The following is a 14,595-nucleotide window of genomic DNA, read 5'->3' on the forward strand; positions in this document are numbered from 1 at the left end:
GCCAGGGGGTGTGAAACGGCGGGACCGGTGGTGGGGTGGGTGGTGGCCAGATCATGGTGATGACTCCCGGTGCGCTGAGATCGTCCAGTCGACCGTCCGGCCCACGGCCTCCGCGTACCGTTCGAGCGTCGACAGGCGGGGGTCGACGTCGCCGCGTTCGAGCCGTGCCACGGCCGATTGTGACGTGCCCATGTGGGCGGCGATCTCCGTCTGCGTCAGGCCGCGCTCGCGGCGAGTGGTGACGAGCTCGTCCAGCAGCGCTCGACGCCGATCGGACAGGTGCTCCAGTCCGGGAAAAGACGTGCGTCGAGGGGTGGTCGACATACCATCGATGGTATCTCGAAAACGGTATATACGGAGGGGTGCTCATGGCGAAGGTTCGTGCCGCCGTCATCGGCGGCGGCATCATCGGTCTGGCGGTCGCCCGGGAACTTCTGCACCGGATGGACGTCGTCGAGGTGACGCTGTTCGAAAAGGAGACCCGGGTCGCGGCCCACCAGACCGGACACAACAGCGGCGTCGTCCACGCCGGCCTGTACTACCCGCCGGGCAGCCTCAAAGCTCGCCTGTGCCGCCGTGGTGTCACCCTCCTGCAGCAGTACGCGGAGAACAAGGGTGTGGCCTATGAGGAATGCGGCAAAGTGGTGGTCGCCCACGACTCGTCCGAAGTGGCGCGGATGGACGCCATCTTCGACAGAGCGGTGGCCAACGGCGTCCCCGGCATCCGCAAGGTCCCTGGGGAGGAGATCCCCGAGATCGAACCGCACGCACGCGGAGTCGCCGCGGTGCACTCGCCGCACACCGCGATCATCGACTACGTGGCGGTCGCGGAGGCTCTCGCCGCGGACATCGCCGCCGCGGGGGGACGCGTCCTGCTCGGCCGGGAGGTCGTGGGCCTGGACAGCCGGACCGCGGAAACGGTGGTCGCCACCCGGCAGGGCAGCGAGGTCTTCGACCTGGTGGTCACGTGCGCGGGACTGCAGTCCGATCGGGTGGCACTGATGTCGGGTGAACCGCGATCGCCTCGGGTGGTGCCCTTCTTCGGCGACTACTTCCTGCTCGAGCCCGAGCGGTCCTCGCTCGTGAAGGGGCTGATCTACCCGGTTCCGGACCCGCGGTACCCGTTCCTCGGCGTCCACCTCACCAAAAGGATCGACGGGCGAATCATGCTCGGACCGAACGCCTTTCTCTCCTTCGGTCGGGAGGCGTACGACCGTCGGGGGTGGTCAGCGGCGGACGTGATGTCGGCGGTCGGGTTTCCCGGGTTCTGGCGGTTCGCCGTGCACAACACCGCGGCGGCGGTCCGCGAGGCCCGCACCGTCCTCAGCACGGGCCAGTTCGTGAAGGAGGCGCAGAAGTACGTGCCCGACGTGCGCCGCTCCGACGTCACCCGCGGACCCCGGGGCATCCGCGCTCAGGCGATGAACGCCGACGGCAGCCTCGAGGACGACTTCGTCATCACCGGGTCCGGACGCGTCGTTCACGTCCGGAACGCGCCCTCACCGGGTGCGACGTCATCCCTCGCCATCGCCGAACACGTCGTGACGGAGGTTCTCGCCCGCGCGACCGCGTGACACGGCTTCGCCCAATGTCACACTGGTGCAGTCGAAGTAGACCGATGTGACATTGGGCGTCCGAGTCGCCGGCGCTACGACGTGCCACGCCCGAGCGGCAACCCGTCCTCGAGGAACTCCAGTGCGCGCAGGGCGAGTGGCAGGTCACCGGGAAGCAGATCGACCACACCGAGGATGACCCCGACGATCGCCCCGGCGAGCGCGCGGACCTCGAAGTCGTCGGCGGTGCGTCCGACCCTGCGCGCCATGACACCCGCGATCATGTCGATGTTGCGCACCATTTCCTGCATGATGGCACCGCGAAGTTCCGGGACCGAGTACAGCAGTTCCTGACGCTTCCGCTCGAAGTCCATGTCTGCCTCGGACAGGCCGGCGAACACGGACTCGGCCGCCTTCCGGAATGCGGTGATCAGCGGGACGTCCGGCGGTTGCGCTTCGATCGCCTCGATCATGACCGGATCGAGGTCGTCGGCGAGCACCAGTTGTTCCTTGGTGGGGAAGTATCGGAAGAACGTGCTCGGCGACACGTCCGCCGCCTCCGCGATCTGCTCGATCGTGGTTTCGGCGTAGCCCTGTTCACGGAACAACCGAAACGCCTCGGAACGGATGGTCAGCCGGGTGCGCGCCTTCTTCCGCTCCCGCAGGCCTGGTCGAGCGTCAATGGACATGTACCGATTCTGACTCATCCTGCTCCCGGGCCGGGGTATCGCGGGGCGTGAACCGCGCTGCGAGCACCATCGCGACGGCGCAGATGCCCGCGCACACCCACAGCATGAGCCCCATCCCGGACAGGAACGACGCCTGGACGTGCGCGAGCATCGTCGGGTCGCCGGTCGTCTTGGCCACCGCGACCCCGGCGTTGACTCCGTCGCGAATCGGATCCACGTCCAGGTCCCCCAGTTCGGACCGGTAGCGGGTGGCGAGGACGGTGCCCAGCACCGCGACCCCGATCGTTCCGCCTGCCTGCCGCAGCGCCTGGATCAGCGCGGAGCCGGAACCGGACCGTTCGGCCGACAGTGCGCCCAGGGCCGCACCCATCGCCGCCGGCATCACGAAACCCATTCCCGCGCCGACGAGTGCGATCCACGCCGCCGTGAACCAGTAAGCGGAATCGACGGAGGTCAGGGCGCCGGCCGCGAGTCCCGCCGTGAGGAGGGCGAACCCGATGACGATGACCGGCCGGGCGCCGGCCCGCCGAAGCAGTTGGTCGCAGAGCCGGGTGCCGACCAGCAGTCCGCCGATCAACGGCAGCAGACGGAGGCCGCTACCGAGCGCGTCGACCCCGAGCACCGCCTGGAAGTACTGCGGCACCGTGAAGAACAGCCCGAACATCCCGAAGTTGACCAGCGTGGTGAAGATCGTGCCCCAGCGGAACCCAGGGCTGGCGAACAGCGACGTGTCGATCAGCGGGTGACGCGACCGCCGTTCCCACATCGCGAACAGTCCGAGCACGACCACGCCCGCCGCGATCGTCGTCAATGCCAGTGTGTCACCCCAGCCGTCCTGGCCGGACCTGATGAAACCGTAAGTGAGGCTGAGTAATCCGAGCGAAGACAGTGCGGCGCCGAGATAGTCGGTGGGCGACTGCTCCTCGCTGCGCGATTCCGGTACCAGGGCCGCGACGGCGATCGCGCCGACGACGACCAGCGGCACGTTGATCAGGAACACCGATCCCCACCAGAAGTTTTCGAGCAACCACCCGCCGAGGATCGGTCCGAGGGGCAGGCCGATCGCGGTGGACGTCACCCAGATGGTCAGTGCCCGCGACCGTTCGCCGGCGTCGGGGAACAGGACGGGCAGTACCGCCATCGACAGCGGCATCATCACCGCGGCACCCAGTCCCAACAGGGTGCGTCCGGCGATCAGCTGACCCGACGTGCTCGCGTAACTGCAGAGCAGCGACGCGACGCCGAACAGGACGAGGGCGCCGAGCAGGAGTTTCTTGCGGCCGTACCGGTCGCCGAGCGCCCCGGCCGGCAGGAGCGCCGCGGCGAGCACGAGCGTGTACGCCGAGCTGAACCATTGCAGTTGCGAGTTGTCCGCGCCGAGGTCGACTGCCAGCGTCGGCAGTGCCACCGTCAGGACCGTGATGTCGAGACCGATGGTCAGCATGGCCACGGACAGGGCTCCGAGCGCCCACCAGCGGCGCGAGGCGACTTCGATGACCGTCGTTTCACTCATGACAGCTCCACTCGAAAGGAAGTTACTATATTTTGATAGTAACTCTCACTTTGTGGCTGTCAAGGGACCGGTCAGCGCCGGCGGAGCTGTAGCGTGAAGCCCTCGGGCATGAGGGTGAGCCGCTCGGCGACCTTCAGTCGATAGCTCGGGTCGCCCACGATGTCGTATCGACGCAGGATCGTGCCGAGAACCAGGACCGCCTCGTGGAGGGCGAACTGTCGTCCGATGCAGGCGCGCTCGCCGGTCCCGAACGGCTTGTAGACGTGCGCGGGGCGGGACCGGATGCGCTCGGGGAGGAAATGGTCGGGGTCGAACGCCTCGGGATCGTCACCCCACACGGGGTCGCGGTGCAGTGCGGGGATGAGGACGAGAACCCAGTCGCCGACCTTCATCGGGTACTTGCCGACGAGGGTCGTGTCGACGGTCGCCTCCCTGCCGTACGCGGGGGCAGTCGGCCACAGCCGCAACGATTCGTCGAGCACCCGGCGCACGTAGCGGAGCTTCGCGATCTGCTCGAACGCGGGCTCCTCGGCGCCCCAGACCGCATCGACCTCCGCCTGCGCCTTCGCGAGGACGTCGGGATGCCGCGACAGGTAGTACAGGGCGAACGACAGTGCACCGGAGGTGGTCTCGTGCCCCGCGACCAGGAACGTCACCACCTGGTGGCGGATGTTCAACTCGTCGATCCGATGGGGATCGTCCTCCCGCGCCGCCCGCAGCATGAGTTCGAGCAGGTCCTCGGGGCCGGTCTCGGCGCTGTCGCGACGGGCACGGATCACCTCGTCGACGACTTCGGCCATGTGTTCCAGGTTGGCGACGTTGCGGCGATCCGACCGTCGCGCCAGCAGTCGTCCGAGCGCGGTGGACTTCACGAACGTGGTGCGCTGCGAATGGCTCAGCGCTCCGACCATCGCCTGCACGAACGGGTGCGGCCGCTCGCGGGTGAAGGAGTCGAACGAATAGCTGAACCCGGTGCGGCCGATGGTCTCGAGCGTCAGCTTCGTCATGTCGGAAGAGACGTCGACGGGGGTGCCGTCCACCCGCTCGTCCCAGCGCTCCGTCAATTCGCCGGCGACATCCAGCATCGTGCGGTGATACGACCGCATCGCGGATTTCGTGAATGCGGGGGCGAGGAGGTTGTGCGCCTTGCTCCAGTTCGGCTCGTGGTTGTAGGCGGTGAACAGTCCGTCGCCGCCGACCTCGCGCAGCGACGCGACGCCGGGCGCCAGGTGCTTCGCGAACCGGGATTCGTCGGAAAGTTCGGCGACCATGTCTGCACCGGACGCGAAGACGAACCGATTGCCGAGGACGTTTCGCTCGAAGATGGGCCCGAGCTTTCTGCCGATCTCCATCGAATTCTGCACGGGAGTGCGGATGCTGATCCCGAAGACGTCGCCGACGACGGGAAACCGCCATCGGGGATGCGGGATGGTCGCCTCCGCTGTGGTGTGCAGTGATTCGACGCTCATGTCGACCCCCGTGTCGATGTGGCCTGCGTTACTGAATTGATGTCTAGTACGCAAGGTACGCCTTACTGAACCGGTGTCAAGCAGTACGGTGACTGGCATGACCAGCGCCCGCCGACGACTCGCCCCGGAGCAGCGCCGGGCGCAGTTGCTCGACATCGGCGCGCGGCTGTTCGCGGACCGCCCCTACGAGGACGTGTGGATCGAGGAGGTCGCGGAACTCGCCGAGGTGTCGCGCGGATTGATGTACCACTACTTCCCGACGAAGCGGGATTTCTTCGCCGCGATCGTCGAACGCGAATCCGAACGACTGCTCGAGGTGACGGCCCCCGACTCCACGCTCCCCGTCGAGGAACAGGTCGCGGCCGGCCTCGACGCGTACTTCGAGCACGTCGCGAGCCACCGGCACGGAGTCCGGGCCATCAACCACGGCGCACTGTCGGCCGATGCCGACATCCGGGCCATCGTCGAGCGGGAACTCGACGCCCAGCAGCGCCGCATCGTCGACGCTCTCGATCCCCCCGACGGCGAACGGGAACTCGTCGGCGTCGCGGTGCGCGGGTGGATCGCCTTCGTGCGCGCCGTCTGCATGGACTGGCTCGATCACCCGTCGATCGCCGAGGGCGAGCTACGTGAACTCTGCCTGCGCTCGCTGCGGGGCATGCTGGGTGGGCGGCTCGACTGATCTCAGGGCTGGCACTTAAATAAATCAGTTGATATATTTAAGCCGAAATCCCTTCCGTGATCAAGGAGATCCCGCATGAGTGCACCCACCGTTACGTCGCAGGGCCGAACGAACCCGGCGAAGACCGAGGCGGAACTGCGTCGTGAACTCGCGGCGGTGTACCGCCTGCTCGCGCATTTCAAGATGACCGACCTCATCTTCACGCACGTCTCGGTCCGGATTCCCGGGCCCGAACATCATTTCCTCATCAACCCGTACGGCCTGCTCTTCGAGGAGATCACCGCCTCCAACCTGGTGAAGATCGGGCTCGACGGCGAACTCGTCGAACCGTCCGAATATCACGTCAACCCGGCGGGATTCGTGATCCACGGCGCGATTCACGAGGCCCGGCCGGACGCGCACTGCGTGCTGCACACTCACACGAAGGCCGGGTGCGCGGTGGCCGCGCAGGAGCACGGACTGCTGCCGCTGAACCAGATCTCGATGGAGTTCTACAACCGGGTCGGCTACCACGACTACGAGGGCATCGCGCTCAACACGGCCGAACGCGTGCGGTTGGTCGAGGACCTGCGCGACAACCCCGCAATGATCCTGCGCAATCACGGACTGCTCACCGTGGGCGAATCCGCCGCCGAGGCGTTTCTGCGAATGTTCTACCTGGAGAAGGCGTGTGACATCCAGATCGCCGCCCAGGCGTCGGGTGAACTGCGCGTTCCGTCGCCCGAGATCGCCGAGCGCACCGCCCGGCAGTTCGCCGGCGAGGCCACCGACGACTACACCGACGATCAGGCGTACGAGATGGCGTGGGCGGCGCTGCTGCGGATGCTGGACCGCACCGCCCCCGATTACAAGGACTGACGGCGGCTCACGAGAACTGGCAGGGGTGATCACATCCCCGGTGCGGCAACGACTCCCACCGGGGATGCGCCCGTCAGGACCGCCGCGACGTTGCGCGCCGACTGCTGCGCCAGGGTGCGCGCGACCTCCGGTGAGTACCACGCGGCGTGCGGGGTGATCACGAGGTTCGGGATCTGCAGGATCGGATCGTCCTGTGCGGGAGGTTCGTTCGGGAGAACATCGACGGCGGCCCCGGCGAGGTGTCCGCTGCGCAGCGCGGCTCCGAGTGCGTCGTGGTCGACGAGACCGCCGCGGGAGACGTTCACCAGATACGCGCCGCGCGTCATCGCGGACAGGGCGCGGTCGTCGATCAGACCCTGCGTCTCGGATGTGAGGGGAACGTGCAGGCTCAGGACGTCGGAGCGGCGCAGCAGTTCCTCGAACCCGACCACCTCGATACCCTCGGCCGCCAGTTCCCCGGCTCGGTCGCCCAGTCCGCGGCCGCTGACGAGGACGGTCATCCCCACCGCTCGGGCCCGCACCGCGACAGCCGCGGCGATCCGGCCGAAGCCGTAGAGGCCCAGCACGGTTCCCGCGATCCTCCGCGGCGGCGCTGCGGTCACGTCCCACCCGCCGGCATGCACGGAGCGGTCGAGGGTGTGAGTGGATCGGAGCAGTCCGAGGGTGAGCGCGAGTGCGTGATCCGCGACCTCCTCGGTGCAGTAGTCCACTGCCCGCGTGACCCAGAGGCCGCGTTCGTGGGCTGCCGACACCGGCAGGTGGTCGTACCCGGCGGACGTGGCCGACAACAGTCGCAGGTCCGGGAGATCCGACAGGTGACGGGGCTCGAGTCCGGTGGTCTCCGGACCCACGAGCAGGGCGATGACGCCCGGCCCGGACGGGAACTCGGACTGGTGCACGACATCCGCGGAAATGCCTGCGGCGGCAAGCGAATCGGACAGTGCTTCGGCAGGAATGAAGTCGTCGAGGACGACGACACGATCGGTCATCTGCCTATCGCCCCCGCTTCTTCGGTGGTCCGTCGCACGGCGGCGTCGACGCAGCGGGCCGCCGCGTCCTCCGCGCTGATCGCCTCCATGACAACGGGATCCAGGATGGCCTGCAATGCGAGACCGTCGGTCAGTGCCACCAGCGCGACGGTGACGGCGTCCGCGTCGAGGTCGGCGGAGACGGTGCCCTCCCGCTGTGCGGCGACGACCGACTCGCGCACGACGCCCCGCCAGCGGGCGAGGAAGGCCGCGATCTCACCGCGCGCGGTTTCCTCGGCCGCGCCCTCCGCGTAGAAGAACAGGAACACGCGGGTCATCGCCAGTCGGCGTTCGTCGAGCGGCAGGATGCTGGCGGTGATGTTCCGCAGCTTCTCGATCGGGCCTGCGCCCTCCTCGTCGAGAATCGTGCGGTACCGGTCGCCCTGGATGTCGCCGGCCCGGCGCAGCGCTGCGAGGAGCAGTTCGTGCCGGGATCCGAAGTAGTGGTTCAACACTCCGGTCGACCACCCGCTCTCCTCCGCCACCGCTCGAGTGGTGACGGCGGAGATCCCCTCCCGGGCGATCAACGCGAGAACGGCGTCGGCGAGCGCCAGTCTCCGCTCGTCGTGGTCGACGATCTTCGGCACGATCTTTCCTCCCGCTAGTGCGCACTCACCCGCGTGCGCCGGTGTCACTCAGGCTATCGGTGCCGGGACCGGAACCGGATCTTCCTCGTCCTTTCCCGACACTCGCGCGTTCCACACGGACATCACGTTCGCCGGGGTGGGTTCGGTGAACAGGCTGGTGGCCACGAACACCACCAGCGCGCTGACGAGTCCGACGTACACGGGCTCGTTCGCCATGACGTCGCCGACGACGAACATCGTCGCGATGGTCCCCACGGTGCCCACCGCCATGGCCGCCATGGCGGCCGTACCCGTGGCGCGCTTCCAGACCAGTCCACCGAGGATGGGGACGAGGAGCCCGCCGACCAGGATGTCGTAGGCGATCGTGAGCGCGGAGACGATGTCGTTGATGAGCGCGGCGATCACGATGCTGACGAGGCCGATCACGATCACGTAGAGGCGGTTGCCGCGCACGTCGGCTTCCGGATCGGACGTGTCCAGTTCGGGGCGTGTGCGTCCGAAGATCTGGGCGACCAGCGGAAGGACGTCCTGCCGGGCGACGGTGGCGGTGGCGATCAGCGCGCCGGACGCGGTCGACATCATCGCGGCCACCGCGGCGGCGAGGACGATGCCGCTGAGACCGACGGGCAGGACGTGGACGGCGACGTCGGCGTACACGTCGTCGGACGATCCGATGTCGGGCATGAGGGCCGACGCGGCCAGACCGATCAGTGCGCCCGCGACGCCGTACAGCAGGCAGTAGACGCCGGCGGTGACGCCGCCCCACCGTGCGACCTCCGGCGACTTCGCGGTGAACACGCGCTGCCAGATGTCCTGTCCGATGAGGATGCCGAGCGTGTAGACGACGAAGAACGTGACGATGGTGCCGGTGCCGATGGTGCCGAGCCCGAGAGCCTGTTCGCCGACGCGCTCCTTGATGCCGGCGTACCCGCCCGCTTTGCTCCACGTGAACGGGAGAAGCAGGACGAAGACGCCGATGGTCTTGATGACGAACTGGACGACGTCGGTGAGCGTGATCGACCACATTCCGCCCATCGCGGAGTAGGCCACGACGATGAGGCCGCCGAGGATCACCGACAGGGTCCGGTCGAAGCCGAACAGCACGTTGAAGATGGTGGCGTAGGCGATCGTGGAGGTGACCGTGAGCATGAGGGTGTACGCCATCATCACGAGACCGGACGCGCCGGTGGCGTCGATGCCGTACCGGAGTTTGAGCATCCCGGAGACGGTGTAGACCTTGAGGCGCTGGATCCGCGCGGCGAAGAGCAGGCTGAGCAGGAGTACGCCGGCGGCGATCGACACGACCAGCCACATTCCGGAGATGCCGTACTTGTAGCCGAGGCCGACGCCGCCGACGGTGGAGGCGCCGCCGATGACGACCGCCGCCATCGTGCTGGTGTAGAGGAATCCGCCGAGGCGGCGGCCGGCGACGAGGTATTCGCTGGAGTTGCTCGCCCGGCGTTTGCCCCACCAGCCGAACGCGAGCATTGCGCCCAGGTAGATCAGGATGATGGTGATGTCCATGGTGCGTCCTTCACGTGTCCTAGCGGATCGGTGATGACGGGCGGTGGTCCCGTCGGTGCCGGTCTCGTCAGACCGTTGCCCTAGACGGTAGGAGAACATTGACGTGAAATAAATCACTTGATACAAATAATCACTTCAGAAAATCGTGAAGTAACGGTGCGAGCCAGCTCACACCCTGTTTTCGACCCCGCCGGAGGAGTGCGATGCGCAGCTCGCTGCCCGACCTGAAGCTCCTCCAGATCTTCGCGGCCGTCGTCCGCCACCAGGGGTTCGCGCCCGCGCAGCAGGAACTCGGACTGTCCGCCTCCGCGATCAGCACCTACATGAGCCAGCTCGAGCGCCACCTGGGCATCGTGCTGTGCCACCGCGGCCGGGGCGGATTCGGCCTCACCAGCAAGGGCGAGCTCTACCACAAGGAATGCCTGCGCATCCTCGGCGAACTCGAGGGCTTCGAACGCTACGGCGCCGCGCTGCAGGGGGAGCTCAGGGGAACCCTCACCATCGGGGTTCTCGATTCCACCGTCACCGACGCCACCCTGCCGCTCGCCGACGTGATCGGCGTGTTCAGCAAGGACCACCCCGCCGTCTACCTCGACCTGAAGATCCAGACGCCGCACGAACTGCAGGTCGGCGTGCTCGACGACCGGATCGACGTCGCGGTCGGCGCGTTCGCCTCACCGATGAACGGCCTCGTCTCCCAGGCGCTGCACCGGGAGCAGCACTGGCTGTACTGCAGCGACAAGCACCCACTGTTCGGCAGAAAACGGGTGCCGCCGGAGGTCATCACCCAACAGCGGATGGTGACCCGCGGTTACTGGTCCGAGCAGGAACTGGCCCGCCAGGGGTTCCCGCAACCCTCGGCGACGGTGGAGAACATGGAAGCGCAGCTCATCCTCGTGCTGTCCGGCGCGTACATCGGATACCTGCCCGAGCACTACGCGGAGTACTGGGTGGACCGGAACCGGCTGCGTCCGATCCTGCCGGCGTCGTTCGGTTATCAGGCGCCGTTCTCGCTGATCTACCGGCGCGGCCGGGCCCGCGAGCCGATGGTCCTCACGTTCCGCGAGTTCGTCCGGACCAGCATGGGCAGCTGACCACCGCTCACGGGGCCGGGGAGCCCAGTTCGGTCGACAGCGCACGGCAACGCTCGACGAGAACCAGGCCGTGCTGCGCGCAGAGTGCGTCGTCGAGGCGGAACGTCGGCCCGACGACGCTGAGCGCGCCCACGATCCGCCCCACCGCGTCGTAGATCGGGGCCGCCACACCCGTCGAGTGGTCCTCGATGGTGTCGTGGGCGATCGCATACCCCTCGCTGTGCAGGTCGCCCCGCAGTGCGGCGCCGACGGCCGTGCCCTCGAGCGGCACCGTCTGCCCCACCCATCCCATGTGCCGGATCGCGTGGGTGCCCTCGATCTGCGCGAGATACAGGGCAGTGCCCTTCGGGCCGTGGGTCGACAGGTACGTGGATTCGCGGGTTTCCTCCGCGATCGCGACCATCGCGGGCCGCGCCCGGGACAGCAGCTGGTTGTCGCTGATCGCGCGGGCGCCGATCTGGAGAAGTCGCGGCCCGGCCCGGTAGACGTTGTCGTCGCCGCGGACCAGGAACTCGCTCTGCTCCATGCTGCGGATCAGGCGCAGTGCGGTACTCGTGGCGAGACCGGCCGCTTTCGCGGCGTCGCCGAGCGTCAACCCGCCCTGCTCGGTGATCGCGCCGAGCAGTTCGAAGGTGCGGCTCGCGCTGCGGGTCACATCTCCGGGGGCCATGGGTCGTCTCCTGACGGTCGCGGGTGTCGGCGTGAATCTACCGCGACGCGATCTCGGACAGCAGGGGCTGCCGGTGTTCGTCGAGCAGTGGGCTGCGGCGGACCCCGGGGCGCGCGCTGTCGCCGAACACGACCGGCTGCCGGACGTAGTCGATCGTTCCCGCGACCGGATGATCGAACGACTCCACGAGTCCGCGGTGCCGGCTCTGCTCGGACGACAACGCCTGTTCGACGTTCCAGATCTCGGAGCTCGCCAGTCCGGCCGCGCCGAGGAGCGCGACCACCTCGGCGACCGTCTTGTCCTTCGCCCAGATCTCGATCTCCGCGCGCAGGGCGGGTTCGTGATCGGTGCGGGACGTGTCGTCGGCGAAACGGTTGTCGCCGAGAAGGTCTGCACGATCCATGGTGTGCGCCAGCTTCTCGAATCCGGATCGGCTGGCGACGGCGAGGACGAACAGGCCGTCCGACGCCCGGTACGTGTCGAACGGGGTGGAGACGGGATGGCGATTACCTACTCCCACCGGCGCGACCCCCGATGCCTGCAACTGGCTGTGCGCGGTGGGGAGCATGGCCAGCATGCTGTCGAACATGGCGACGTCGAGATGTTGCCCCACACCCGATTCCCGGGTGCCGACGAGGGCGGAGCTGATGCCCCATGCCGCGAACAGTCCCGCGACGAGGTCACCGAACGATTCGCCGAGCCGGGTCGGCCCGGATTCGGGGGAACCGGTGATGCTCATGATTCCCGACATCGCCTGCACGACGAGGTCGTAGGCGGCCGAACCCGCGAGCGGCCCGTCCTGCCCGAAACCGGAGATGGACGCGTAGACGAGCCGGGGGTTGCGGGCGTGGACGGTGTCGTAGTCGATGCCGAGACGGGCGGTCACCCCGGGCCGGAAGTTCTCGACGAGAACGTCCGCCGTATCGAGGAGGTCGAACAGCACCTTCCGATCCGCGTCGTCCTTGAGATTCAGTGCCAGCGAGCGTTTTCCGCGGTTCAGTACGTTGAAATAGATGCTCTCGCCGTCGCGGAACGGGCCCAGGTGCCGCGAGTCCTCGCCGGCGGCGGGTTCGATCTTGACGACGTCGGCGCCGGCGTCCGCGAGCAGCGCCGTACAGTACGGTCCGGCCAGGACGCGGGAGAGATCGACGACGCGGATGCCGTCGAGGGGAGGCAGTGTAGGCATGACGGGCCCTTCTCAGAATTCGGTAGAGCGCGGGGACGGTGCGTTGGAGGCGATGGTGAGCAGCTGGATCTGCGAGGTGCCCTCGAAGATCCGGAGGATCCGGCAGTCGCGGTAGAGGCGTTCGATCTCGGATTCGCGCATGAATCCGGCACCGCCGTGAATCTGCACGGTCTGGTCGACGATCGAGAAGCAGGCCTCCGTGGCCACGTACTTCGACACGGATGCGGCGCGGCGCAGGTCGGCCCCGGCATCCTTCACGTCCGCCGCCCAGTCCGCGGTGACGCGGGAGGCGACGAGCTGCGCGTCGCACGCACCCAGTAGCAGCTGAATCGCCTGGAATTCGGCGATGGGGTGACCGAACTGCTTGCGCTCCGCTGCGTAGGAGCGGCCCAGTTCCCACGCGCGCAGGGCGATTCCGTTGGCCATCGCGGCCACGTCGATGCGGGCGCGGTTGAGGGCGGTGAGCGCGATGTTGCCGCCGCGGCCCTCCGTTCCCACCACGGCGTCGTGGGGAAGCACCACGTCGTCGAGGTAGACGGTGTAGGTGGGGGCGGACCGGATGCCCAGCTTGTCCTGGGGCTCCGAGTAACTCACGCCGGGCGTGCCCTGGGGGAGGACGAACGCGGTGATGCCGCGGAAGCCTGCGGACGGATCGGTCTTGGCGAAGAGGACGACCAGATCGGCCTCCTTGGCGTTGGAGATGTACGTCTTCGAACCGGACAGGTGCCACCCGTCGTCCTCGCGCCGCGCCGTCGTCCGCATCGAGGCGATGTCGGAGCCGGCGTCCGGTTCGGTGAGGGCGAACCCGGCGAGCAGTTCGCCGGACGCGAGCCGGGGCAGCCACCGGCGCTTCTGCTCCTCGGTTCCGCCGACGAGGATCGGCTCGAGCCCCAGGTAGTGCGCGGTGTAGATCGAGGCGAGGGCGGCGTCGGTGCGGGCCACCTCCTCGATCGCGATCAGCTGTGTCTTGGTGGACAGGCCCAGCCCGCCGAACTCTTCGGGCACCGAGATCCCCATGAGGTCCTGCTCGCCCAGTCGCTTCACCAGCTCCGCCGGGAACTCGCGCGTCTCGTCACGGAACGCCGCGCCGGGATGGATCTCGCGGTTGGCGAACGCGCGCACCGTGGTGCGGAACTCGGCGGCATCGAGCAGCTGATCGGTCACGGGAACTCCTGTCGGAAAGGTCAGATTGCCATCTAGTGAAATAGCAATGCCACTTGGTGGCATATCGACTATGAAGGAGATCGCCGAATTTGTCCAGGGGCGGCCCGGTGTCCACAGCGAAGGAGCGGGTACTCGACTACGGACGGGCACTCCACATCCCGTCGGGCACGGCAGAGGGAGGCATGATGCGCGTGATCGCAGGAGGACTCGTCGCCGCGGGCATCGCTGTCAGCGGCGCACTTGCCGGCGTGGGCACGGCCGGCGGCGAACCCATCCCGTCCGGCACCTATCAGGGAACGACCACGGTGCCGGCGGGGGAGCTGATCTGGAAGGGGAAAACCTTCCAGGAGGGCACGGTCGTCAACAACTTCACGTTCGGCCTGACCGGACTCGCGGGCACGACCTCGCAGGACGGGAACGGAAACACCGTCATCGATTACAGCCCATCGGGACTGGGGTTCCTGACCGACAGGATTTCCCCCAACGCAGACGGGACCTACACCGGGGCCGTGTACGTGGGCGGCAACCAGGTGGGAAGCTTCGGCCTCGCGAGATAGCTGTCCCGGGGCCCACTACGA

Annotated in this window: 15 protein-coding genes; 5 read left to right on the forward strand and 10 right to left on the reverse strand. The window is 67.7% G+C overall.

Going from position 1 to position 14,595, the window contains the following annotated elements:
* Nucleotides 1-51: 51 nt before the first annotated feature.
* Nucleotides 52-324, reverse strand: coding sequence for a helix-turn-helix transcriptional regulator (locus tag CJ177_RS25825; RefSeq protein WP_061042299.1), 273 nt, complete (start codon nucleotides 322-324; stop codon nucleotides 52-54).
* A 44-nt stretch (nucleotides 325-368) separates the two neighbouring features.
* Between CJ177_RS25825 and lhgO the strand changes: the two genes are divergently transcribed.
* On the forward strand, nucleotides 369-1,574 hold the full coding sequence (gene lhgO / locus CJ177_RS25830; RefSeq protein WP_095869228.1) for an L-2-hydroxyglutarate oxidase: 1,206 nt from the start codon (nucleotides 369-371) through the stop codon (nucleotides 1,572-1,574).
* A gap of 74 nt (nucleotides 1,575-1,648) precedes the next feature.
* On the opposite strand, the gene CJ177_RS25835 is transcribed toward lhgO, so the two are convergent.
* The 3 genes from CJ177_RS25835 to CJ177_RS25845 form a co-directional block, all read right to left on the reverse strand.
* Nucleotides 1,649-2,242: a TetR family transcriptional regulator gene (locus CJ177_RS25835; RefSeq protein WP_095868948.1), complete on the reverse strand. Its 594-nt coding sequence runs from the start codon at nucleotides 2,240-2,242 to the stop codon at nucleotides 1,649-1,651.
* Complete coding sequence (locus CJ177_RS25840) at nucleotides 2,232-3,755, reverse strand: MFS transporter (RefSeq protein ID WP_095868949.1); 1,524 nt, start codon at nucleotides 3,753-3,755, stop codon at nucleotides 2,232-2,234. The genes CJ177_RS25835 and CJ177_RS25840 overlap by 11 nt, the downstream gene beginning before the upstream one ends.
* A gap of 71 nt (nucleotides 3,756-3,826) precedes the next feature.
* Nucleotides 3,827-5,224, reverse strand: a complete 1,398-nt coding sequence (locus CJ177_RS25845; RefSeq protein WP_095868950.1) for a cytochrome P450 — start codon at nucleotides 5,222-5,224, stop codon at nucleotides 3,827-3,829.
* A gap of 97 nt (nucleotides 5,225-5,321) precedes the next feature.
* On the opposite strand from CJ177_RS25845, the gene CJ177_RS25850 reads away from it, so the two are divergent.
* Complete coding sequence (locus tag CJ177_RS25850; RefSeq protein ID WP_005258658.1) at nucleotides 5,322-5,906, forward strand: TetR/AcrR family transcriptional regulator; 585 nt, start codon at nucleotides 5,322-5,324, stop codon at nucleotides 5,904-5,906.
* A gap of 75 nt (nucleotides 5,907-5,981) precedes the next feature.
* The gene (locus tag CJ177_RS25855; RefSeq protein ID WP_005244621.1) at nucleotides 5,982-6,764 is read left to right on the forward strand and encodes a class II aldolase/adducin family protein; all 783 of its coding nucleotides are present in this window, start codon (nucleotides 5,982-5,984) and stop codon (nucleotides 6,762-6,764) included.
* A gap of 29 nt (nucleotides 6,765-6,793) precedes the next feature.
* On the opposite strand, the gene CJ177_RS25860 is transcribed toward CJ177_RS25855, so the two are convergent.
* The 3 genes from CJ177_RS25860 to CJ177_RS25870 are packed head-to-tail and all read right to left on the reverse strand — an operon-like array spanning nucleotide 6,794 to nucleotide 9,903.
* The gene (locus CJ177_RS25860) at nucleotides 6,794-7,753 is read right to left on the reverse strand and encodes a C-terminal binding protein (protein ID WP_005244620.1); all 960 of its coding nucleotides are present in this window, start codon (nucleotides 7,751-7,753) and stop codon (nucleotides 6,794-6,796) included.
* Nucleotides 7,750-8,379 carry a TetR/AcrR family transcriptional regulator gene (locus CJ177_RS25865; protein WP_095869229.1) on the reverse strand — a complete coding sequence of 210 codons (630 nt, stop codon included), beginning with the start codon at nucleotides 8,377-8,379 and terminating at the stop codon, nucleotides 7,750-7,752. The genes CJ177_RS25860 and CJ177_RS25865 overlap by 4 nt, the downstream gene beginning before the upstream one ends.
* Nucleotides 8,380-8,427: 48 nt before the next feature.
* The gene (locus CJ177_RS25870; protein ID WP_005244618.1) at nucleotides 8,428-9,903 is read right to left on the reverse strand and encodes a sodium:solute symporter; all 1,476 of its coding nucleotides are present in this window, start codon (nucleotides 9,901-9,903) and stop codon (nucleotides 8,428-8,430) included.
* 203 nt (nucleotides 9,904-10,106) lie between these two features.
* Between CJ177_RS25870 and CJ177_RS25875 the strand changes: the two genes are divergently transcribed.
* Nucleotides 10,107-10,997 carry a LysR family transcriptional regulator gene (locus CJ177_RS25875; RefSeq protein ID WP_005244617.1) on the forward strand — a complete coding sequence of 297 codons (891 nt, stop codon included), beginning with the start codon at nucleotides 10,107-10,109 and terminating at the stop codon, nucleotides 10,995-10,997.
* Between the two features lie 7 nt (nucleotides 10,998-11,004).
* Here CJ177_RS25875 and CJ177_RS25880 read toward each other — a convergent pair whose 3' ends face one another.
* Genes CJ177_RS25880 through CJ177_RS25890 form a run of 3 tightly spaced genes read right to left on the reverse strand, consistent with a single transcriptional unit; the run spans nucleotide 11,005 to nucleotide 14,017 of the window.
* Nucleotides 11,005-11,667, reverse strand: a complete 663-nt coding sequence (locus tag CJ177_RS25880; protein WP_005244616.1) for an IclR family transcriptional regulator — start codon at nucleotides 11,665-11,667, stop codon at nucleotides 11,005-11,007.
* A 37-nt stretch (nucleotides 11,668-11,704) separates the two neighbouring features.
* Nucleotides 11,705-12,853: a CaiB/BaiF CoA-transferase family protein gene (locus tag CJ177_RS25885; RefSeq protein WP_095868951.1), complete on the reverse strand. Its 1,149-nt coding sequence runs from the start codon at nucleotides 12,851-12,853 to the stop codon at nucleotides 11,705-11,707.
* 12 nt (nucleotides 12,854-12,865) lie between these two features.
* Nucleotides 12,866-14,017 (reverse strand): acyl-CoA dehydrogenase family protein, encoded by a 1,152-nt coding sequence (locus CJ177_RS25890; protein WP_005244614.1) that lies wholly within the window; start codon nucleotides 14,015-14,017, stop codon nucleotides 12,866-12,868.
* A 107-nt stretch (nucleotides 14,018-14,124) separates the two neighbouring features.
* Between CJ177_RS25890 and CJ177_RS25895 the strand changes: the two genes are divergently transcribed.
* Nucleotides 14,125-14,574, forward strand: coding sequence for a hypothetical protein (locus tag CJ177_RS25895; RefSeq protein WP_231913931.1), 450 nt, complete (start codon nucleotides 14,125-14,127; stop codon nucleotides 14,572-14,574).
* Nucleotides 14,575-14,595 lie beyond the last annotated feature (21 nt).

The sequence above is a fragment of the Rhodococcus sp. ACPA1 genome (genome assembly GCF_002300195.1).
GTDB lineage: Bacteria > Actinomycetota > Actinomycetes > Mycobacteriales > Mycobacteriaceae > Rhodococcus_F > Rhodococcus_F opacus.